We start from the raw sequence: 20,427 nt of genomic DNA on the forward strand, positions 1-20,427 counted from the left end.
ATGGCAAAAAAGAAAGCATTCGCACTGCGGATAAATGAAGATATGATGAAAGCTATTGAAAAATGGGCTTCGGATGAGTTTCGATCTACCAACGGACAGATTGAATGGATACTCATGCAAAGTTTAAAAGAAGCCAAAAGAGAACCAAAAAAGAAAAGCGAAGAATAAGATTCTTCGCTTTTTTTATGTTAACATTTTTTTAAGAGTTGTTTCTTTTAGATAATTTGTAACTTTCAAGCTTTAACAACTAATCAAAACCTCATGAAAAAATTACTTTCAATTGTATTCCTTTTTATTGCCCCAATGATATTCTCTCAAGAATTCTCTATGGATTTGGTAAAAAACATGAAACCAAGAAATATTGGTCCTGGTGGAATGAGTGGACGTGTAACAACTATTGACGTTGTACAATCAAACACAAATATTATGTATGCCGGAACTGCTTCTGGTGGTTTATGGAAATCTACTTCTGCTGGAGTGAAATGGGAACCTATTTTCGATAATGAATTAACGGCTTCTATTGGAGCGGTTGCCATTCAACAATCAAACCCAAGTGTAATTTGGGTTGGAACTGGAGAAGGAAATCCTAGAAATAGTTTAAATGGTGGATTCGGAATTTATAAATCTTTAGATGCCGGAAAAACTTGGAAAGCAATGGGATTAGAAAAAACACGTCATATTCATCGTGTTATTGTAGATCCAACAAATCCAGATATTGTGTATGCCGCAGCAATTGGTTCTCCTTGGGGAGAACATCCAGAGCGTGGCGTTTATAAAACTACGGATGGAGGAAAATCTTGGAAACAAATTTTATTCAACAATAATAAAACTGGAGCTGCAGATTTGGTAATGGATCCATCAAATCCAAATAAATTAATAGCTGCCATGTGGGAACACAAACGCGAGCCTTGGTTTTTTAAATCTGGTGGAGAAGGAAGTGGCATGTACATTACACATGATGGTGGAGATTCTTGGAAAAAAGTGACCGATAAAGAAGGTTTACCGAAAGGAGAATTAGGAAGAATTGGAGTTGCTATTTCTAGAAGTAATCCAAATACAATTTACGCATTGGTAGAGTCTAAAAAGAATGCGCTTTATAAAAGTATTGATGGCGGATTTAAATGGAGAAAAATAAATGAAAAATCAGAAATTGGAACACGTCCTTTTTATTATTCAGAAATTTATGTAGATCCACAAAACGAAAATAGATTGTATTCTATTTTTACTTATGTGAATGTTTCTGATGATGGCGGAAAAAGCTTCAGTCAATTAATGCCAGCTTATGGAGTAGATAATGGAGTGCATCCAGATCATCATGCTTGGTGGATTCATCCAAAAGATGGAAACTTTATGATTGATGGTAATGATGGTGGATTAAACATCACCAAAGACAAAGGAAAATCTTGGCGTTTTATCGGAAATCTTCCTGTAGCACAATTTTATCACATCAATGTAGATAATGATTTTCCGTATAATGTGTATGGCGGAATGCAAGATAACGGATCTTGGGGCGGACCAGCGTATGTTTGGAAAGCACAAGGAATTAGAAATTCATACTGGCAAGAATTAGCATTTGGAGACGGTTTTGATGTGGTTCCAGACAAAGAAGATTCTCGTTACGGATACGCAATGAGTCAACAAGGTTCTGTTGCTAGATACGATCAAAAAACAGGCTATAGTTATTCTATACAACCAACGCATCCAGATCCAAATGTAAAATTACGTTTCAACTGGAACAGTGCAATTGGTCAAGATCCTTTTGACAATGCTACCGTCTATTTTGGAAGTCAATTTGTACATAAAAGCACAGACAAAGGAACTACTTGGAATGTGATTTCTCCAGATTTAACAACCAACGATCCAAACAAACAAAAACAATCTGAAAGTGGTGGCTTAAGCATGGATGCAACTGGTGCAGAAAATCATACAACTATTTTAGTAATTGAACCATCGCCTTTAGAAAAAGACATGCTTTGGGTTGGTTCTGATGACGGAAGAGTTAATATTACTAGAAATGGTGGCGCAACTTGGCAAGATGTATCAAAAAACTTAAAAGGATTGCCAAAAGGAAGTTGGATTGCACAAATAAAAGCATCAAACAAAAACAAAGGAGAAGCTTTATTAATTGCCAATGATTACCGTCGTTTTAATTATACGCCTTATGCATATAGAACTAAAAATTATGGAAGAACTTGGACACGTATTGTTGATGAAAACGATGTACAAAGTTATACCTTAAGTATTGTTGAAGATCTTGAAAATCCGAATTTACTGTTCTTAGGAACTGATGACGGATTGTACATTTCTTTAAATGCTGGAGATAAATGGACCAAATGGACGAATGGTTTTCCGACTGTTCCTGTAAAAGATTTGGTTATTCATCCAAGAGAGCACGATTTAGTAATCGGAACTTTTGGTAGAGCTGCTTGGGTTTTAGATGATATCAAACCTTTAAGAGCGTTGGCAAAAAGTAGTAAAAGTTTTGCTACGAAATTAGAATTGTTTGAACCTCCAATTGCATATCAAGCAAGTTTTATACAACCAACAGGAAGCAGATTTGGTGCAGATGCATTGTATCAAGGAGAAAACAGAAGACGTGGCGCACCAATTTCTTTTTACATCAACAAACCAGAAGCTGATAAAAAAAGTAAGGTAAAATGGGATGAAATTAAATTAGAAATTTTTGATGGAACACGTTTAATTAGAACGCTAAAACAAAAAACTCCAAAAGAAAACGGCGTACATAAAATGTATTGGTTTTTAGATGAAAAAGGAGTTGCAAGAGCATCAAGATCTTTAAGAACATCAACAAGAGAACCAAGCGGAATTAGAGTAAAACCAGGAACATACAAGCTTAAAATGAGTTTTGGAGACCAAGTTTCTGAGCAAACGATTAAAGTTGAGTTTGATCCAAGGTTAACCTATTCTAAAACAGATTTATCTACTCGTTATGAAATGAGCAAGCAGTTAGAAGCAAACAGTAAAACCATTGCAGAGGTTGTGAAACAATTAGTAGAAAGCAAAAATACTGTAAAAGAGATTTCTGAAAAATTATCGAAAACGGATAAGAAAAAATATGCTGCTCAAATAAAATCATCCAAAGAAATTACGAAGAAAATTGACACATTAATTAGCATGTATCTTGGAACGATTGATAAAAGGCAGGGAATTACTAGAAATCCTGAGATTACTGTAAATCAAAGATACGGAGCCGCAAGAAGATATTTAGGTGCGCGTTTTGGGAAAATCACCAAAACAGAAACTGAATTGATTAATCACTTTAAAGACGAATTGAAGAATGCATTAGACAAAACAAATACGTTTTTTAGTTCTGATTGGACGAAGTATAAAACCGAAGTGGAATCCATTCAGATTTCGCCATTTAAGGAAACCAAAAGTTTTTCTGCAAACTAAACTAAAAACGAAGCTTCACCGCTTCGTTTTTTTTGTGCCTATAATTTTAATACTTTAGCCAAAAATATTTTATAATGACAGCACCAATTTTTACAAATGACGCAATTGTTTTCGGACTCTTAATGCTTTCTTTAGGATTTGTATTCTATACAGAATCAAAAACATCTGGTTTTTGGCCTAAATTTTATAAGATTGTTCCGGGTTTATTTATGGCGTATTTTGTGCCAGCAATATTTACAACTCTTGGAATTATTGCTCCTGAATGGGAAACCACAAACAACCTAGGAGAAACCGTGAAACAAAGCTCGAGTTTGTATTATGTTTCTAGTCGATTTTTATTGCCAGCAGCGTTGGTTTTAATGACCTTAAGCATCGATTTAAAAGCCATTTTTAATTTAGGCTCTAAAGCATTAATTATGTTTTTTACAGGAACTGTAGGAATTATTATTGGTGGACCCATTGCCATTTTATTGATTTCAATTTTCTCACCAGAAACTGTTGGAGGTGCAGATTTTGATGCCGTTTGGAGAGGACTTTCTACGTTAGCAGGAAGTTGGATTGGCGGTGGCGCAAATCAAACAGCCATGTTAGAAATTTACCAATACAATCCGCAAAAATATGGCGGAATGGTAATTGTGGATATCGTTGTTGCAAATATTTGGATGGCTGTATTATTAGTTGGAATTGGTAAAAAAGATAAAATAGACAAATGGTTAAAAGCGGATACTTCTGCGATTGAAGATTTAAAAAACAAAGTCACTTCGTTTACTCAAAAGATTAAAAGAAATCCTTCATTAACAGATTTAATGGTTATGCTCGCAATTGCTTTTGGAACCGTTGGTTTCGGGCATTTTTCTTCAAAATATTTAAGTCAGTTTTTTGGAGGTTTAGTTGCTAGAATAGAATCTCAAACCATTAAAAATATGTTTACCTTTTTAGATTCTCAATTTTTCTGGTTGATAAGTATTTCTACACTTGTTGCACTTATTTTATCGTACACAAAAGCAAAAAATTACGAAGGCGCTGGTGCCTCTAAACTAGGAAGTGTTTTTATTTATGTGTTGGTAGCAACTATCGGAATGAAAATGGATTTAACTCAAGCACTTGAAAATCCAGGTTTAATTATTATTGGTTTAGTTTGGATGGCAATTCATGCTGGATTATTGATTTTAGTTGCAAAACTAATCAGAGCTCCGTATTTCTTTTTAGCTGTTGGAAGTCAAGCAAACGTTGGTGGCGCTGCCTCTGCTCCTATTGTGGCGCAAGCATTTCATCCATCATTAGCAACGGTTGGAGTTTTATTAGCAGTATTTGGGTATGCAATTGGAACTGTTGGCGCAATTCTCTGTACAATTTTACTAGAATTAGCATCAAAAGTATCATAGAAATACGCATATTTGCAAACGCAAAAAATTATACTTTATAATGAAAAAAATACTTGTTTTAGGTTTCGCAATTCTAATTGCTTCTTGTTCTTCTAAGAAAGAAGGAAACATGATTGTAAACGGTCAAATAAAAGGATTAAAAAAAGGAACTTTGTATTTACAAAAAATAGAAAAGGACACTATTTTAAAAACAATAGACTCGGTTTCGGTGTTAGGAAGTGATCACTTTACATTAACTGCAAATGTTGAAGAACCAGAAATGTATTACCTAACTTTTGATGGAAACACCACCAACAAATACATTACTTTCTTTGCTGATAAAGGCTCCATTAATATTACAGACGATGTTGCCAAATTTGGTATCAACCCTGTGATTACAGGTTCTAAAAATCAAGATATTTTAAACAATTACACAAAAATATCTAGACGTTTTAACGATCAGAACTTAGATTTAATTCAACGTAAATTTTACGCACAAAGATCAAACAATAAAGATTCTGTAGCTATTATTACCAAAGAATATGAAACCTTGTTAAGAAGACGTTATATGGTTACTGTAAACTTTGCGCTAAACAATAAAGACAATCATGTTGCTCCGTATTTAGCGTTAACAGAATTGGTAAACGCAAATGTGAAGTGGTTAGACACCATTAACAAATCGTTATCCGAAGAAGTTAAAAATTCTATTTACGGTAAAAAATTAGATAAATTTGTTGCTGAGATAAAAAAATCAGAACTAAAAGAATAGTTTTCTTTTATACAAATTATTCAAAGCCACTACAGGTACTGAATTCATTTCAGTACCTGTAGCGGCTTTTTTAGTGCTTTAATTTGTTTGATAATTTAGTGTAAAACATCTCGATACATCACGCCAAAAAGCGTGACACTCGATGTGACAACGTGTAATTGTCAGTTCGAGTGATTTTCGACCAAAGGAGAAAATAGTATCGAGAACATATAAAATATCGCAAGTAAATGGCGCAAAAAACCGTTGAAAATTCAACGGTTTTTTTATTGATAATAGCTCCTAAAAAATACGCAATCGCACACTTGGTGTTCCTATTCTAATGCTCGTTCCAGAAGATCTTCTATATCTTCTACTTTCGTATTCATAATGTCCGCTAAAATAAAAACGCGCATGGTATTCGTAATAATAACCGTGGTGACAATGGCTGTCGCAATGCGTTCTGTGTTCTGCATAGGCATCTCTTTTCCCTTCCATATAGGCTTCGTAAGCCACTTTATCTTTTCTCTTTAATTCTTTCTCATAATTTTTCTGTTCTCTCCAGAATTTTTTCTCTTCAGATTTTGACTTTACTTTAAACTGTTGCTCAAACTCCGCATCTTCTTTTGCTCTTTTTTGATAATATTTTTTCTTATCTTCTTTGGTAATCGTTTTTGATTCCTGTCCATTCATAAAACTAGCAGAAAGAAATAACAGCACTGTAAAAATTGTTTTCATTGTTTTCATATCATTCGTTTTAATGTGTCTACAACTCATTTTGTTGCTTGTATTAGTAAGACAACTATCTCGTAATTTACCCTACCCTACAAATTCTTTTTTTTATACATTATTCAATACCAATTATTGGTTCGAGTAATTTTAGATCAATTAGAGCCAAATCGAGAATAAAGAAAATTGGCTTTCTAAATTAAAACTACTAACTTGCTCAAAAAGTAATTGTTATGTGTGGCATTTAGCCAATAACTATTAGACATTAATTTAATAACAGCTCATTTTATGAAAAATTATTTAAAAATTTTAGCAGCGGTAATTGTACTATTTACAAGTTGTGATACCGACACATCAACAATTGTTGAAGTAAGCAAAACAACACTTGGAAAACATATTGAACGTTTGGCTTCCGATGATTTCTTAGGAAGAAAACCTTTTACCAAAGGAGAAGAAATTACTGTAAATTATTTAAAAGATGAGTTTGAAAAACTAGGGCTTTTACCAGGAAACGGCGATAGCTTTTATCAAGATGTTCCGATGGTAGAAATTACTGGAACTCCATCAGAAAATATGGTGATTGCTGGTAAAAAAGGGAAATTCAGTTTAAAAGCATTGAAAGATTTTGTAGCAACAACTAATAGAGTTGAAGAAAATGTAAGTCTTAAAAATTCTGAACTTGTTTTTGCAGGATACGGAATCGTAGCTCCAGAATATGGTTGGAACGATTACGAAGGCATCGATTGGAAAGGAAAAACTGCGGTGGTTTTAGTAAATGATCCAGGGTTTAAATCTGGAGATTCTACCTTATTTAAAGGAAACGAAATGACCTATTATGGTCGTTGGACGTACAAATACGAAGAAGCTGCAAGACAAGGCGCAGTTGGAGTAATTATCATTCATGATACAGAACCTGCTTCTTATGGTTGGAATGTTGTAGAAGCTGGTTGGAGCGGCTCAAGATTAACCATAGAAAGTGATGCTCCGCAGTTGAATGTAGAATCTTGGATTAGTGGAGAAAGCGCAGCAAAAATGTTTGCTATATCAACCATGAAAGGAAAAGATTACAAAACCATGGCGAGAGAAAAAGGCTTTAAACCTGTTCCGTTAGCAGTTAATGTTTCAGTTGATATTAAAAACAACATTAAAAAAGACGTTTCTAAAAATGTGGTTGCCATGATTCCGGGAACCGACAAAAAAGATGAATATATTATTTACTCTGCGCATTGGGATCATTTTGGAATTGGAAAACCGATTGATGGAGATTCTATTTACAACGGCGCTGTTGATAACGCTTCAGGAACGGCAGGTTTATTAGCCATTGCAGAAGCCTTTAAAAAAGGAAAAGCACCCAAACGTTCTATTGTGTTTTTAGCGGTTACCGCAGAAGAACAAGGTTTGTTGGGTTCTGCGTATTATGCGGCGTATCCAATTTTTGATCCGAAGAAAACGGTGGCAAATATTAATATTGATGCGCTTGACAGTCCAGGAAAAATGAAAGACTTAACGATTACTGGTTTTGGACAATCTGAAATGGACGAATATGCTGAAGAAGCTGCGTTAAAACAGAACAGATATATCATTCCAGATCCTGTTGCAGAGAAAGGGTATTTCTTTAGATCAGATCATTTTAATTTTGCGAAAATCGGAATTCCTGCTTTGTACGCAAGTGGTTCTTATGAAGGATTTGATAAAAGTATTGAAGAAATAAAAGCCTACAACGATTCTTATGGCAAAAATAAATACCACCAACCTTCTGATGAATACAATGCAAGCACAGAATTAAGTGGCGTACAATTAGATTTACAACTCTTTTTTACTGTGGGTAGTATATTGGCAAACGAAGACTATTTTCCGAAATGGTACGATGGCAGCGAATTTAAAGCGGCGAGAGAATAACAACTAAATAGGTTTACAATTTTTAGTATCTTTATAAAAAATTGTGAACCAAAGATATAGCTTGTTATATCCCGATAATAAAACCGGAATAACGTTACAAAATACACATATATAACGAGTTGTGTGTCATTTGAAGAAAAATTGAACTATGAGTGATAAAGTAGAAGAAAATTTAAGAAAAAGTATCTTTGAGGACGAGATATATCAATTCCAAAGAGTATTTCAACCAGCACCGCAAGATATACCAATAATTGACTTATGGGAAAATCAGACAAGCGGAAAAATTGACCACGAACCTGAATATCAACGAAAATTCGTTTGGTCAATTAACAAGCAATCATATTTTATAGAAAGTATTATATATGGTATTGATACACCGATAATATATTTTGTGGAAGTTGAAAAAGAAGTTCAAGACCTAAAGAAAATTGTTAAGGAGGCTATTGACGGTAGGCAAAGATTAAGTACTATTCTCAAATTTTACAATAACGAATTAAAGTTAGAAGGTCTTAAAAAAGATACACCTTTATATGAGTCTTTGAATGGTAGAACATATAAACAATTAGATGAAAAATTTCAAAGAGCCTTCAAAACATATTCCATTAGAACTGTAACTTTTAAATTGGTTGATAGAAATATTGATATCGATACTCAACTAAAATTTAAATATCAATTATTTCATAGATATAATTCAGGGTTAACTGCTCTAAATCAGCAAGAAGTAAGAAACTGTCAATATTCACAAAATGACTTTCATAAGCTCTTTAAAAAAATTGCGAAGTCAGATATCTTTAATAAAGTCTGTCCATTTTTTGAAGATGATGAAAGAATGGCAGGAGACGAGTATGTAACCTTACTTTTCTTACTTGCCCTATTTGACGATTCAATTGAACTCTATGCTAAGAAAAGTAAAAATCCATTTATCAATTCATCATTTGACAGAATAGAATCTAGTATTTACAATTTTGATAAAAACGAAGACAATGAACTTGATGTTTCTGAATTATCGGAAGAAGAGGAAGAAGATTCTGAAATCGATGTAAAGCAACTCAAAACAGAGCAATTGAGTAAAATTGAAAAAGAAATTAAAAATAATCTCAATAAAATATATTCTACCTACGGTAATTTCTTTAGTCGCCAGAGACAAGAAAGATATTTTATCGAAACTTTATATTATCATTTTGCAACTGACAATAGGCTTAATAATTCATTTATAGATAATAACGGATATGATTTAGGCAAATATATCAACGAGTACCTAAAAAATGTTGAAAACTCAGAATATGAAGAAAATCAAGATTTCAATTTAATTGACACTTACAAAGAAAAAGTTTTCAATTCTGCTAGGGTTCGATACAGGTTTTCAGAAATGGGTAAAATTATAGATAACTATTTTACAAATAAAATTGCGTAATGGATAACAATACAATAGATAAATCTTTACTTCAACTAAAACAAGGCTCATCATCTGACACAAGCATAAAAACTTTGCTTCGTTATTATCTTGACGACAATATTAATCTCAGACCTAACTATCAGCGTAATGAAGTGATTAATAGACAAAAAGCCAGTGGTATAATTGAAAGTGCTGTCCTAGGAATTCCATTACCACCTATATATTTATTTAAAGATAAAGAAGGTAAGCTTGAAGTAATTGATGGTCAACAGAGGCTAATATCCTTTTTTGGCTTTCTCGGTCATTTAAGAGGTGTAAAAACCAAATTAAACGGTTTCAAATTGATAGGTTTAGATATTTTAACAAATCTTAACGGACTAGATTATAATCACGATTATTTTAAAATTGTACTTAATGACAAAATTTTAGATTTCACTCTGAAAACATTCACTTTTGATGAAGACAAAGGGTTTGAGCAATCACTTAAATATGAAATATTTGAGCGTTTGAACAAGAATCCTTTCCCTATCAAGGCTAATAGTTTTGAATTGTGGAATTGTATTTATTTAAGTGATTTTACTCGCCTAATTAAAAGAATTGTAAAGACAGAATTATTTAATCACTCAATATCTAGAAAATCTGCAAAAACTGATGATTTAAGAATGGATAATGAGAATGATGTTTTACGTTTTATGACATTAATTAGTAATTATCAAGAGCTAAAAGATAAAAATCATTTACCAAAAACATTAATGCTTCAAAATGTAAGATACCATTTTGAAAATAAAACTGATTCAACAAATTTAAATAGTCTTGAAAAAGATTTTCTAAATACGCTAAAAAGAATTAAACTAATTTTCGGAACAAATAATGCTCTTGGACAATTAGTTAATGAAAATCCAAATCGTAAAAAAGTATATCCTAACTTAACATTATTGGACATAATTACATTACTCTTTTCAAATGAGGATGATAAATTTTTGCAAAAGTATAGAGATGAGATTTACGATAGCTTTGAAAAATTTTTCTCTGATGAAACTAATCGAGCTTTTATACAAAATTCTAAAAGAGGTAAACATAGAATCAATAACACTTTTTCAGACAGAGTAGATTTTATAAAATCAAGCACATTAGACGCTATCCGAAAAAAATATAACATTGAAAGGTCTAAAAGAATTTCTACTATTAGAGATAAAACACTAGAAGATAAATTATTAGAAAAACAAAACGGACTTTGCCCATATTGTAAAAATCAAATCCGAAGCACTGACGATTATGAAATTGACCATTTACAATCAATAGACGATTTTGGAAATAACGAAGAAATAAATCTCGCAATATTGCATAAATCGTGTAATCGGGAAAAATCAAACGGAAAAATTCTGATATAAAAACGCCACACAACACCGTATATAGCTCATAGCCAATTAGTTACTTAATCCAAAGTTAAGGTGTATTTGCAAGTCCGCCAAATTTTTTAATTTGGCTTATTGAAAAAAAGATAATAAGAAAATTAAAAAATTCGGCTCATGCTTAACCGAATAGTTATCGCTATTTTGCACGCTACGAGCCATATACAAGACCGTTGGCAGTAATATAAAAATGATCATAGAATACGAAAATACTTTAAGGAAGTTAATTATTTATTTATTTGGGAAAGATGGTGAATCTTATAAAATTTCTGCTGAAAGACTTGAAAAATGGAAAGAAAAAAAAGAAATACAGAATAAAAAGAACAACGGTGTTTTATTAGAAAAAAGATTAATTTTTTACTCCGATTTCTACGATTTAAAAACAATTATTAATAAAAATTGGTTGTTATTTTTACCTTTTCTAAAAAATAAAAAAAGATTTGAGATTTTCTTTAAAGAAGTAGAAAACTATAGAAACACAATTGCTCATGGGAGAAATTTGACATTAGGTCAAGAACATCTTTTAAATGGGATATTATCAGATTTGAAAAATTCTATTACGATTTATCATAACAAAAATGAAATGAAACAAGATTATTTCTTGAGAATAACTCAAGTTAGTGACAATTTAGGAAATGTATGGGATAATATTATTAATCAAGTTAAACCAACTCTAAGAGTTGGTGATGACTACGAAATTATAATTGAAGCAAATGACCCTAAAGACAGGGAAATAGAATACTGTATAAACACTATTAGTAATGAATTGAGAATAGAGCAAAAATCAAATCGATTTAATTTCAAAATTGAAAACAATTTAGTTGGCGAACATATAACTTTTTTAGTTTCTGCCTTTACACCTAGTTCCACTTACGAAAACAAAACTGGTTTTGGAATAACTTTTACAATATTACCACAAGAATGAATACTACAGCCAACAAAGAACTGAGCTAAAAAACAACTCTTTTCTTCTTAAGCCGTATATAATTAAATATTTAAAAAACCATGCTCACATCCATCAACCCAAAATTACCGATGCGTAACAAAAAAGTGACCAGAGATTTTTATATCCAACAATTAGGTTTTAAAGAATTTGGCACTACAGCTTATGAGTATTATTTAATGCTAGAAAAAGACCAGATTCAATTGCATTTTTTTGAATTTAAGGAATTGAATCCGAAAGAAAATTATGGTCAAGTGTATATTAGAACAGACAATATTGAGGATTTTTATCAAACTTTATTAGATCATAAAACGAGGATTCACCCAAACGGTTTGTTAGAAACAAAACCTTGGAGACAAAAAGAATTTTCAATCCTCGATCCAGATAAAAACCTGTTGACATTTGGAGAAGCTATTTAAAAATAAAAACCAATACCAAAGGTTTTAATAAAATCATTTTTATCCGCATAAAACATCTTGCATCACTTTTAAAGCAATCAGATTTAACGTAAATTGCCTTCCTAAATTAAGACAGGATTATGGAAGACACTACAAGGAGCAATTATATAAAAGATGTTTTAGAAAATATGCCAACAGATTGGCTAAACCTAACAACACATCAACTAGATATTTATGATGAAAAACAGGCAAAAACACAGTTTTTAGATCAGTTTGAAACCTTGTTTACCAACAACAATGCGACGTCTTCTGCATTGCGTAAATTACCAACTGCTTACGATTATATTCGATTAGGACATCCATTATCTTGTGTGTTAGAATGGACAATTGCTAATTTGCATCAGTTAACTTCTGAAAGTGTGATTAGTTTTTCTTCACAAACAGTTCCTGTTTTGGCAATTTTAAGAAAAAACTTATTAGAAAATAAAAAAACACAGATTGTTTATACAGACAAACTACCAGCAACTTTTAATGCTGATATTATAAAAAGTGTGTACGGTTATCAATTTGAATTGAAGAAGGTAGAAAATGAAGCTGACATTGCTGCTTTTGATGGAAGCGTTATTTTTATTTCTCAACAAGATGAAATTTCAAAAAAAATACTTTCTAAAAACGTTAATTTTTATATCAATTTATACAACGGATTGGGAAGTGTTTTATTGGTAAATGGTGAAGATAACAAACATTATATTTCAGAAATTCAACATGTACGAAGAAGAGAAACCATTGCAATGACGCCAGCAAATTCTTTGGTTGCATTAAAATCGTTGACAGAAAATACTGCAATTGCTATTCAAAACAGCGATGTTACAACAAACAAAAAACGTGTTACAGATTTAATTAAAAGCATCACAGGTTCTAACACAAAAGCATTGGTTGGCTCAAGCGGATTGTCTGTTCAATATGCAATTATGATGGGATTAATTGATGATGCCTTAGAAAATTACAAAGGAAAAGCGATTAAATTTATTGTTCCGCCAAATTGTTACGGTGGCACAAATGATCAAGCAAGACGCGTTGCTGCTTGTTTAGAAAATGTAGAAGTTGTGGATTTACCTGTTGATGGCGATAACGATATGGTACAAAGTATTGACACGGTTTTAACTAAAATCGCTAGTGAAGATGCTGTTCCTTTTATCATTGCAGAAATTCCGACAAATCCAAGAGTTGAAGTTCCGGATTTAATCCAATTAAAAAATGTTTTAAGTCAAGAACGTACAACTCCAAATGGCAACATTGCTGTTGATCCCGTTTTTATTTTAGACCAAACTTTTTGTCCGAATGTACATTTCTTAGGAGAAGGAGAAATCTTATCAACCGTGAGAACGATTTCATACGCAAGCGGATCTAAATTTCCGAGTGGCGGAAAATGTACTGCTGGTTATGTAATCGGAAATACAAAAACAACGGCGTTACTGGATAAAATTGAAATCCATTTAACGTTGTGTGATAATGAAGCTACAAATCTTCAATATGAAATTTTGGCAACACAATTACCATCGATGAATCAACGAATTAGCGATGCTTATAAAAACACGCGAGAATTTGTAAACTTTATCAAAGAAACTTTACCAACTGCAAAAATTAATTTTGTTTCAGAAGAATTGGCAGCACAAGAATTTACACCATCAGTTTTTTCATTAGATCTTCCAACAAAAGGGAATTCTGCCGAAGAAAAAGAAGCATATAAACGTGCATTGAATCTTCAATTGATCAATTTAATGATTGCTAAAATTCCGAATGAAAGCAAGTATTGTGTAAGTTATGGTCAGTTAAAAGGATGTTATTGGACGATTCCTGCAACCTCAACTCAAGGAACTACAAAAGAAGGCGATAAAGATTATATTATCCGTACAGCACTTTCTCCGAAGTTGGATTTAGAATTGCATAAAAAAGTTTTTTTAGATTTTGTAAAAACTATTTAAAAAGAATACTTATAAGTGCTTTACATCAAATTTAAAATTCAGGATACTTCAAAATTTGAAGATTTTAAAACGCTATACAACCACATGGTTTTGGTGAGAGAGCCTGGTTTTCAATTTACAGATGAAGGTCCAATAATTGATTGGGATACAAAAAAAACACAAGAAGAAGTTGACGCCGCAGTAGCAGAACTTAGTTATTATTTAGATCATGAACCAGAGTTTCATCGATGTAAAGAGTTACTTCCTGCATATGTAACTGAATTGCTAGAGAAATATCTACAAGACGATAATGAAAAGTTAGGGGCGCTTGGAATTCATAATGTCCTTTCTATTTTTAACTATTTAGAATTTGGGTTTGAAGTAGATTTAAATGCACTTAAAAAGCTTGATGAACATTCAGGCATTGTTGAGTTTTCTACAGGAAATTACCCTTTTGGCGGCATCGAACGTTTTTTAATAACCTTAAAAGCTTTTGACATCATTCCGACAGAATGTTTCGATGGATTTGCGGTTTGTGAACTGAATTGGATTGCTGATTTTGATTACAACTCCACCAAACTATCAGAAAAAACGAAAGCCTATTTAGGTAAATCATAAGAAGAAACTGCACAACACAGGTTGCTAGTTCTAATTCACTTGCAAAAACTTTACACATAACGTTCTAATAATCAAGTTCATTTTTATTTCCTAAATTAGTTGCTTTAATAAACTAAAAAAAGTTAGCGAATAAAAGAATGAAGAAAATCATCGCATTAAGCATCTTAGCACTACTCTTTGCTTGTTCTCCAACAATAAACAAACACTTTGACAACAATAAATACATCAGAAATCAAAATATTCATTTAGTAAATGATTCTTTACAGTTGTATTTTAAAACACCTGCAGATATAACTCATATTACTGATAAAAAAGAGTTGAAAAAAATCATTCGAAAAGGAAAAGTCAACATCAAAGAAAGTGTGCTTGTTTATGGAAAAACCGACGATCCTCCTTATGAATATTTTGTCACTATATCAGAAAAAAACAATCGAACTTATGCTAAAGAATTAATTGTTTTTGATACATTAATCAACAATAAAAACATCCAATTTATTGGTAATGCTTTAATTCAAAAATCTAAAAAAACCTTAGAAATAGATTTAAAAAATATTTTTAATAGTTTAGAAATTGGGCCAACGTATAGAAAAGAAATTAGTACAGTAATGGATATTGTACAGAAGTATAAAAACTCCAATAGGTTCTTTGCTATATTCAATGAAATTAACATGTTTCCAACTTATGATAGGCAAGAAGAATGGAGCAAAACACAAATGGAATTAACGTATTCTTCGTTTTTAGGTAATAATAAATTCTATAAAGATCACTTACAAAAACTTGAATCTAGGTTCAAACCAAACGAGCTTATTTCTAAAAAAATACAAGAGAATTCAATCACAGATTCAAAAGCAATCGATAAAATTGTAAGCGAAGCAAAAAAACATAAAATAGTAATGATTAATGAAAATCATTATTATCCAAATCATCGTTTATTGGTTACAGACGTATTAGTAAAACTTAAAGAAATTGGCTACAATTATTTAGCTTTAGAAGCACTAGATGTAAAACAAGATAGCTTACTTAATGTAGAGAACTCCTATCCTACTCTTAAAACTGGATTTTACACAAGTGAACAGAATTATGCCAATTTAATTAGAAAAGCAAAAGAGTTAGATTACAAATTTGTTGCTTACGAAAATTCAGATCACAATAAAAATAGAGAAATCGGACAAGCTGAAAACCTCTACAATAAAACCTTTAAACTAGATCCTGAAAGTAAAGTTTTAGTGCTTGCTGGAATAGATCATATTCTTGAAAAACCAACAGGCAGAGGAAAAGAATGGATGGCTACAATATTTAAAAATAAGTACGCTATTGATCCACTTACAATAAGCCAGACGCATTTAAATTCATACAGAAAACAAAGCAATGCTAGGTATAACATTCTAAAAAGCAACCTCTTTGAAAACGAAAGATTACAATCTGTAGATTATTTAATCTTAAATAATAAAATTGACAATTCTACTGATGATATTTTTACATTTTCTTATAAAAACCAACATAAAAGTGATGTTCAAGTAACCTTATTTTATGAAAATGAAATACAACACGCATACGATTACATCAATAAGATTCCGTATTTCACAACAGTTTTAGAAAGCGGAAAAAAGTATGATTTACCATTCAATAAAAAAGTAAAAATATATTTATATACATTTGATAAAAACGGAAAAAGAATTGATAACCAAATAATTACACCAGAAAAAAACACATAAAACTAGTACTAAATTAATTGACTTATGACTGTTACCGAACTTTTAAGTAAAGTGTTTCTACCTTTATCTCTTGCTATTATTATGCTTGGTATGGGAATGACATTGATTCTTGCCGATTTTACAAGAATTATAAAATTTCCCAAAGCAATTTTAATTGGCTTAACCAATCAACTTCTCTTTTTGCCAATCATTGGGTTTTCGCTAGCCATCATTTTTAATTTAAGTCCAATTATGGCTGTCGGATTGCTAATTTTAGCAACATGTCCTGGTGGACCAACCAGTAATTTAATCACACAAATTTGTAAAGGAAATATTGCTTTATCGGTTACCTTAACTGCAATTGCTAGTATTATTAGCATTCTTACAATTCCGTTTATTTTATCCTATGCTTTAGCATTTTTTGGTACAAGCACAGCTGTGACCATTAAATTACCCATTTTAGATACCATTTTACAAATAATGGTAATTACAGTAATTCCTATTTCTATTGGAATGTTGATTCGAAAATTGAAACCTCATTTTGCAAAACGAATGGAAAAACCAATGCGAATTGCATCAACCGTTATTTTTATTTTAGTATTTATTGCTGTATTAACCGCTAACTTTAGTTTAATTGGCAAAGCAATGACAGAAGTTGGAATTGTTACCTTACTTTTAAATATTTTAACAATGGGATTGGGTTATTTAACAGCCAGATTGTTTAAACTAAATTTAAAAAATGCTATTTCAATTACAGTAGAAAGTGGTATTCAAAACGGAACATTGGCGTTTGTAATTGCAACCTCTATCTTAAACAATATAGAAATGGCCATTCCAACAGCAGCATATTCTATTTGGATGTTTATTACAGGAGGTATTTTAATGTGGCAACTTAGCAAAAGACCTGAATTAGAGTCTAAAGAGTAAAAGCAAAACTTGACTGCTCTTTTTTTACTAACTTGGGACATAATCCTGAATTAAAACTTATGAGATATTTACTAATATTACTTGTTCTTTTATCATCCTGCAAAACAGCAACCGATAAAAAACCTGAATCAAAAAATTATAAAGACATTCATTTTAATGCTATTGTGGTTGATACTCATAATGACATTTTAATGAAAGCTGTTGACAACGGAGTTGTTTTTGATCAAGATTTAACTGGAAAAACGCATAGTGATTTAGATCGTTGGAAAATTGGAGGTTTGGATGTTCAAATATTTTCTGTCTATACCGATGGTGGCGTAAAAAATGCTTTTGCAATTGCCAATCAAGAAATGGATAGTTTAGATGCAGTAGTTGCAAGAAATCCGACTAAAATTATCAAAGCAGCAAATTATGCAGGTATTTTAAAAGCTGTAAATGAACATAAAATTGCAGCTTTGTTTGGTGTTGAAGGCGGACATATGATTGAAGATGATTTGACCAAATTAGAAGCGCTTTACAATCGTGGAGCAAGATATTTAACACTAACACATAATGTCGCTCCGTCTTGGGCAACAAGTGCCGCAGACGAAACAACAAACCCAGATCTACCACAAAAAGGATTGACAGATTTTGGAAAACAAGTGGTTTTAAAAATGAATGAATTAGGTATGATGGTAGACGTAAGTCATGTTGGAGAGCAAACATTTTGGGATGTTATAGAAATCACTACAAAACCAATAATTGCTTCACACAGTTCTGTATACAGTCTTGTTCCGAGTCGCAGAAATTTAAAAGATGAACAAATAAAAGCGATTGCTAAAAATGGCGGAGTTATCATGGTCAATTTTCATCCAGGTTTTATTGATGATGGTTTTGATAAAAAAGAAATGGATTTTCTAAAAAAACATGCTACTGAAGCTGATTCGCTCAAAAAAAGTGGACTAGATGACTGGTACACAATGGATTTTCTGTATAAAAAATACAATACTGAAGTGGAAGCGATGAGACCATCTTTATCGATGTTGATAGATCATATAGATTATATTGTTGCTCTAGTTGGAGTTGATTATGTTGGACTTGGTTCTGATTTTGACGGAATCAATCTTACTCCAAAGCAGTTAGATGATGTTACTACCTATCCAGTAATTACAAAAGCCTTGGTAAAAAAAGGATATAGCGAAGAAGATATTGTTAAAATTCTTGGAGGTAATTTATTACGAGTTTTAAAAGCAAATGAATAAGAAATTATTACTTAAAAATAAAAGAAGCGAAACAAAATTTGTTTCGCTTCTTTTATTAAAATCGATTATCTCCGTCGAGTAAATCTCCAATTCCGCCTAAAATACTTCCTTCTCCTCTATCTCCTTTTCCGGTTTGTGGTGCCATCGCTAGAACTCTACCAGCCAATCTACTAAATGGTAAAGACTGAATATATACAGTTCCAGGACCTTGTAATTTTGCAAAGAACAAACCTTCTCCACCAAAAATGGAGTTTTTAATTCCGCCTACAAATTCAATATCATAATCTACAGTTTGTGTAAAACCAACTATACAACCTGTATCAACTCTTAAAATTTCTCCAGGTTGCAATACTTTTTTAGACATGGTTCCACCAGCATGAACAAAAGCCATTCCATCTCCTTCTAATTTTTGCATGATAAAACCTTCTCCACCAAACAAACCTCTTCCTAATTTTTTAGAAAATTCAATCCCGATAGCAACACCTTGTGCTGCACATAAAAATGCATCTTTCTGACAAATAAATTTTCCATTAAACTCCGTTAAATCAATCGGAATAATTTTTCCAGGATACGGAGACGCAAAAGAAACATGTTTTTTACCATAACCAGCATTTGTAAAAACGGTCATAAATAAACTTTCGCCAGTCAATAAACGTTTACCTGCTGAAAATAGTTTTCCTAAAATTCCTTTGTCTTGATTGGTTCCGTCTCCAAAAATAGTATTCATGGTAATGCCATCATTCATCATCATAAAACTACCTGATTCTGCCACCACACTTTCTTGTGGATCTAATTCTATTTCTACATATTGCATCTCTTCTCCAAAGATGTTGTAATCGATTTCGTGTGCGTTCATATTTTAGATTGTTAGATTGTTATACTATTGGATTGTTGGATTATTTGAGTACTCGAAATATATAAAAATTTCAAATTAATTAACTTTATCTCTTTGCAACTTTCTTGTAAACTATTAGAGATAAAAAATTGAATTTTGTTACAAAAATATTATCTTTTTAAGTTGATTATAACATTTATAATGTTCTCGGAGTATAACACCCAAAAGCGTGACACTCGAACTGACAATTTATAAAAACCTCAGTTAAACGACATTAACCGCCAACTGAAACTGCCAACTGTTCACAGTTCACTGATAACTAATCAAAATTTCACTTTAAGACTCCATTCGTACACAAACCGAGAAACCACATCTCCAGAAGCATCGATTCCTTCTGTTTTTAAATGAATGATTTGTCCTTCTCCAGTTTCAATAGATTTCTGAATTGCATCTTTTATCAAACCTCCATCTTCACAAGTAAAGTTAATTTTTCCAGTTGCTTTTTTTGCAAATCGCCCTTCTTGGTGTGTTACCAACATCGAAATTTTTCTGTTTGATTTTCTTATTTCCTCCATCATTAAGATTCCGCTTGCAAATTCAGAAGCCATTCCTTGAACAGCCCAATACAACGATTTAAACGGATTCTGATTGATCCATCGATGTTTTACTTTTACAACGGCTTTTGTATCAGAAATTGACACGACTCTAACACCACAAAAAAATGCTGATGGCAATTTAAAGAGCATATATAAATTGATTTTACGTGGTGTAATGTTCATATTTTGATTGTTTTTTTGAATTATAATTCTTAAAAATAAAAAATTATTGATTTTTTTTAATTGAAATAA

Annotated in this window: 17 protein-coding genes; 14 read left to right on the forward strand and 3 right to left on the reverse strand. The window is 31.8% G+C overall.

The window, feature by feature from the left end:
• From ACEWL1_RS11630 to ACEWL1_RS11645, 4 genes are all read left to right on the forward strand, one after another.
• Positions 1 to 168, forward strand: coding sequence for an Arc family DNA-binding protein (locus ACEWL1_RS11630; protein WP_409233473.1), 168 nt, complete (start codon positions 1 to 3; stop codon positions 166 to 168).
• A 93-nt stretch (positions 169 to 261) separates the two neighbouring features.
• Complete coding sequence (locus ACEWL1_RS11635) at positions 262 to 3,414, forward strand: WD40/YVTN/BNR-like repeat-containing protein (protein WP_409233474.1); 3,153 nt, start codon at positions 262 to 264, stop codon at positions 3,412 to 3,414.
• Between the two features lie 74 nt (positions 3,415 to 3,488).
• Positions 3,489 to 4,799, forward strand: coding sequence for a DUF819 family protein (locus tag ACEWL1_RS11640; RefSeq protein ID WP_409233475.1), 1,311 nt, complete (start codon positions 3,489 to 3,491; stop codon positions 4,797 to 4,799).
• 40 nt (positions 4,800 to 4,839) lie between these two features.
• Entirely contained in the window at positions 4,840 to 5,547 is a 708-nt protein-coding gene (locus ACEWL1_RS11645; protein WP_409233476.1) for a DUF4369 domain-containing protein, read from the forward strand.
• A 279-nt stretch (positions 5,548 to 5,826) separates the two neighbouring features.
• On the opposite strand, the gene ACEWL1_RS11650 is transcribed toward ACEWL1_RS11645, so the two are convergent.
• Complete coding sequence (locus tag ACEWL1_RS11650) at positions 5,827 to 6,270, reverse strand: hypothetical protein (RefSeq protein WP_409233477.1); 444 nt, start codon at positions 6,268 to 6,270, stop codon at positions 5,827 to 5,829.
• A 270-nt stretch (positions 6,271 to 6,540) separates the two neighbouring features.
• On the opposite strand from ACEWL1_RS11650, the gene ACEWL1_RS11655 reads away from it, so the two are divergent.
• The 10 genes from ACEWL1_RS11655 to ACEWL1_RS11700 all read left to right on the forward strand — a co-directional run bounded on the left by ACEWL1_RS11655 (position 6,541) and on the right by ACEWL1_RS11700 (position 18,744).
• A complete protein-coding gene (locus ACEWL1_RS11655) occupies positions 6,541 to 8,151 on the forward strand; it encodes a M28 family metallopeptidase (protein WP_409233478.1) in 1,611 nt (536 codons plus the stop codon).
• 148 nt (positions 8,152 to 8,299) lie between these two features.
• Positions 8,300 to 9,565 carry a DUF262 domain-containing protein gene (locus ACEWL1_RS11660; protein WP_409233479.1) on the forward strand — a complete coding sequence of 422 codons (1,266 nt, stop codon included), beginning with the start codon at positions 8,300 to 8,302 and terminating at the stop codon, positions 9,563 to 9,565.
• Positions 9,565 to 10,938 (forward strand): HNH endonuclease family protein, encoded by a 1,374-nt coding sequence (locus ACEWL1_RS11665; protein ID WP_409233480.1) that lies wholly within the window; start codon positions 9,565 to 9,567, stop codon positions 10,936 to 10,938. The genes ACEWL1_RS11660 and ACEWL1_RS11665 overlap by 1 nt, the downstream gene beginning before the upstream one ends.
• A 211-nt stretch (positions 10,939 to 11,149) precedes the next feature.
• Positions 11,150 to 11,884, forward strand: coding sequence for a hypothetical protein (locus tag ACEWL1_RS11670; protein ID WP_409233481.1), 735 nt, complete (start codon positions 11,150 to 11,152; stop codon positions 11,882 to 11,884).
• 80 nt (positions 11,885 to 11,964) lie between these two features.
• Positions 11,965 to 12,321: a bleomycin resistance protein gene (locus ACEWL1_RS11675; protein WP_409233482.1), complete on the forward strand. Its 357-nt coding sequence runs from the start codon at positions 11,965 to 11,967 to the stop codon at positions 12,319 to 12,321.
• A 119-nt stretch (positions 12,322 to 12,440) separates the two neighbouring features.
• Positions 12,441 to 14,285 carry a PLP-dependent aminotransferase family protein gene (locus tag ACEWL1_RS11680; protein ID WP_409233483.1) on the forward strand — a complete coding sequence of 615 codons (1,845 nt, stop codon included), beginning with the start codon at positions 12,441 to 12,443 and terminating at the stop codon, positions 14,283 to 14,285.
• A 15-nt stretch (positions 14,286 to 14,300) separates the two neighbouring features.
• Positions 14,301 to 14,882 carry a hypothetical protein gene (locus ACEWL1_RS11685; RefSeq protein WP_409233484.1) on the forward strand — a complete coding sequence of 194 codons (582 nt, stop codon included), beginning with the start codon at positions 14,301 to 14,303 and terminating at the stop codon, positions 14,880 to 14,882.
• Positions 14,883 to 15,019: 137 nt separating this feature from the next.
• Positions 15,020 to 16,597 carry a hypothetical protein gene (locus tag ACEWL1_RS11690; protein WP_409233485.1) on the forward strand — a complete coding sequence of 526 codons (1,578 nt, stop codon included), beginning with the start codon at positions 15,020 to 15,022 and terminating at the stop codon, positions 16,595 to 16,597.
• 24 nt (positions 16,598 to 16,621) lie between these two features.
• Positions 16,622 to 17,503, forward strand: a complete 882-nt coding sequence (locus tag ACEWL1_RS11695) for a bile acid:sodium symporter family protein (RefSeq protein ID WP_409233486.1) — start codon at positions 16,622 to 16,624, stop codon at positions 17,501 to 17,503.
• Between the two features lie 59 nt (positions 17,504 to 17,562).
• The gene (locus ACEWL1_RS11700; RefSeq protein ID WP_409233487.1) at positions 17,563 to 18,744 is read left to right on the forward strand and encodes a dipeptidase; all 1,182 of its coding nucleotides are present in this window, start codon (positions 17,563 to 17,565) and stop codon (positions 18,742 to 18,744) included.
• Between the two features lie 55 nt (positions 18,745 to 18,799).
• On the opposite strand, the gene ACEWL1_RS11705 is transcribed toward ACEWL1_RS11700, so the two are convergent.
• Together ACEWL1_RS11705 and ACEWL1_RS11710 are read right to left on the reverse strand one after the other, a co-directional pair.
• On the reverse strand, positions 18,800 to 19,600 hold the full coding sequence (locus ACEWL1_RS11705) for a TIGR00266 family protein (RefSeq protein ID WP_409233488.1): 801 nt from the start codon (positions 19,598 to 19,600) through the stop codon (positions 18,800 to 18,802).
• A 302-nt stretch (positions 19,601 to 19,902) separates the two neighbouring features.
• Entirely contained in the window at positions 19,903 to 20,358 is a 456-nt protein-coding gene (locus ACEWL1_RS11710) for a DUF4442 domain-containing protein (protein WP_409233489.1), read from the reverse strand.
• Between the last annotated feature and the right edge of the window lie 69 nt (positions 20,359 to 20,427).

Source organism: Polaribacter gochangensis (genome assembly GCF_046224025.1).
Taxonomy (GTDB): domain Bacteria; phylum Bacteroidota; class Bacteroidia; order Flavobacteriales; family Flavobacteriaceae; genus Polaribacter; species Polaribacter gochangensis.

Coding starts and splice junctions, on each gene's coding strand:
- ACEWL1_RS11630 (WP_409233473.1), top strand. CDS start 1: ATGGCAAAAAAGAAAGCATTCGCACTGCGGATAAATGAAGATATGATG.
- ACEWL1_RS11635 (WP_409233474.1), top strand. CDS start 262: ATGAAAAAATTACTTTCAATTGTATTCCTTTTTATTGCCCCAATGATA.
- ACEWL1_RS11640 (WP_409233475.1), top strand. CDS start 3,489: ATGACAGCACCAATTTTTACAAATGACGCAATTGTTTTCGGACTCTTA.
- ACEWL1_RS11645 (WP_409233476.1), top strand. CDS start 4,840: ATGAAAAAAATACTTGTTTTAGGTTTCGCAATTCTAATTGCTTCTTGT.
- ACEWL1_RS11650 (WP_409233477.1), bottom strand. CDS start 6,270: ATGAAAACAATGAAAACAATTTTTACAGTGCTGTTATTTCTTTCTGCT.
- ACEWL1_RS11655 (WP_409233478.1), top strand. CDS start 6,541: ATGAAAAATTATTTAAAAATTTTAGCAGCGGTAATTGTACTATTTACA.
- ACEWL1_RS11660 (WP_409233479.1), top strand. CDS start 8,300: ATGAGTGATAAAGTAGAAGAAAATTTAAGAAAAAGTATCTTTGAGGAC.
- ACEWL1_RS11665 (WP_409233480.1), top strand. CDS start 9,565: ATGGATAACAATACAATAGATAAATCTTTACTTCAACTAAAACAAGGC.
- ACEWL1_RS11670 (WP_409233481.1), top strand. CDS start 11,150: ATGATCATAGAATACGAAAATACTTTAAGGAAGTTAATTATTTATTTA.
- ACEWL1_RS11675 (WP_409233482.1), top strand. CDS start 11,965: ATGCTCACATCCATCAACCCAAAATTACCGATGCGTAACAAAAAAGTG.
- ACEWL1_RS11680 (WP_409233483.1), top strand. CDS start 12,441: ATGGAAGACACTACAAGGAGCAATTATATAAAAGATGTTTTAGAAAAT.
- ACEWL1_RS11690 (WP_409233485.1), top strand. CDS start 15,020: ATGAAGAAAATCATCGCATTAAGCATCTTAGCACTACTCTTTGCTTGT.
- ACEWL1_RS11695 (WP_409233486.1), top strand. CDS start 16,622: ATGACTGTTACCGAACTTTTAAGTAAAGTGTTTCTACCTTTATCTCTT.
- ACEWL1_RS11700 (WP_409233487.1), top strand. CDS start 17,563: ATGAGATATTTACTAATATTACTTGTTCTTTTATCATCCTGCAAAACA.
- ACEWL1_RS11705 (WP_409233488.1), bottom strand. CDS start 19,600: ATGAACGCACACGAAATCGATTACAACATCTTTGGAGAAGAGATGCAA.
- ACEWL1_RS11710 (WP_409233489.1), bottom strand. CDS start 20,358: ATGAACATTACACCACGTAAAATCAATTTATATATGCTCTTTAAATTG.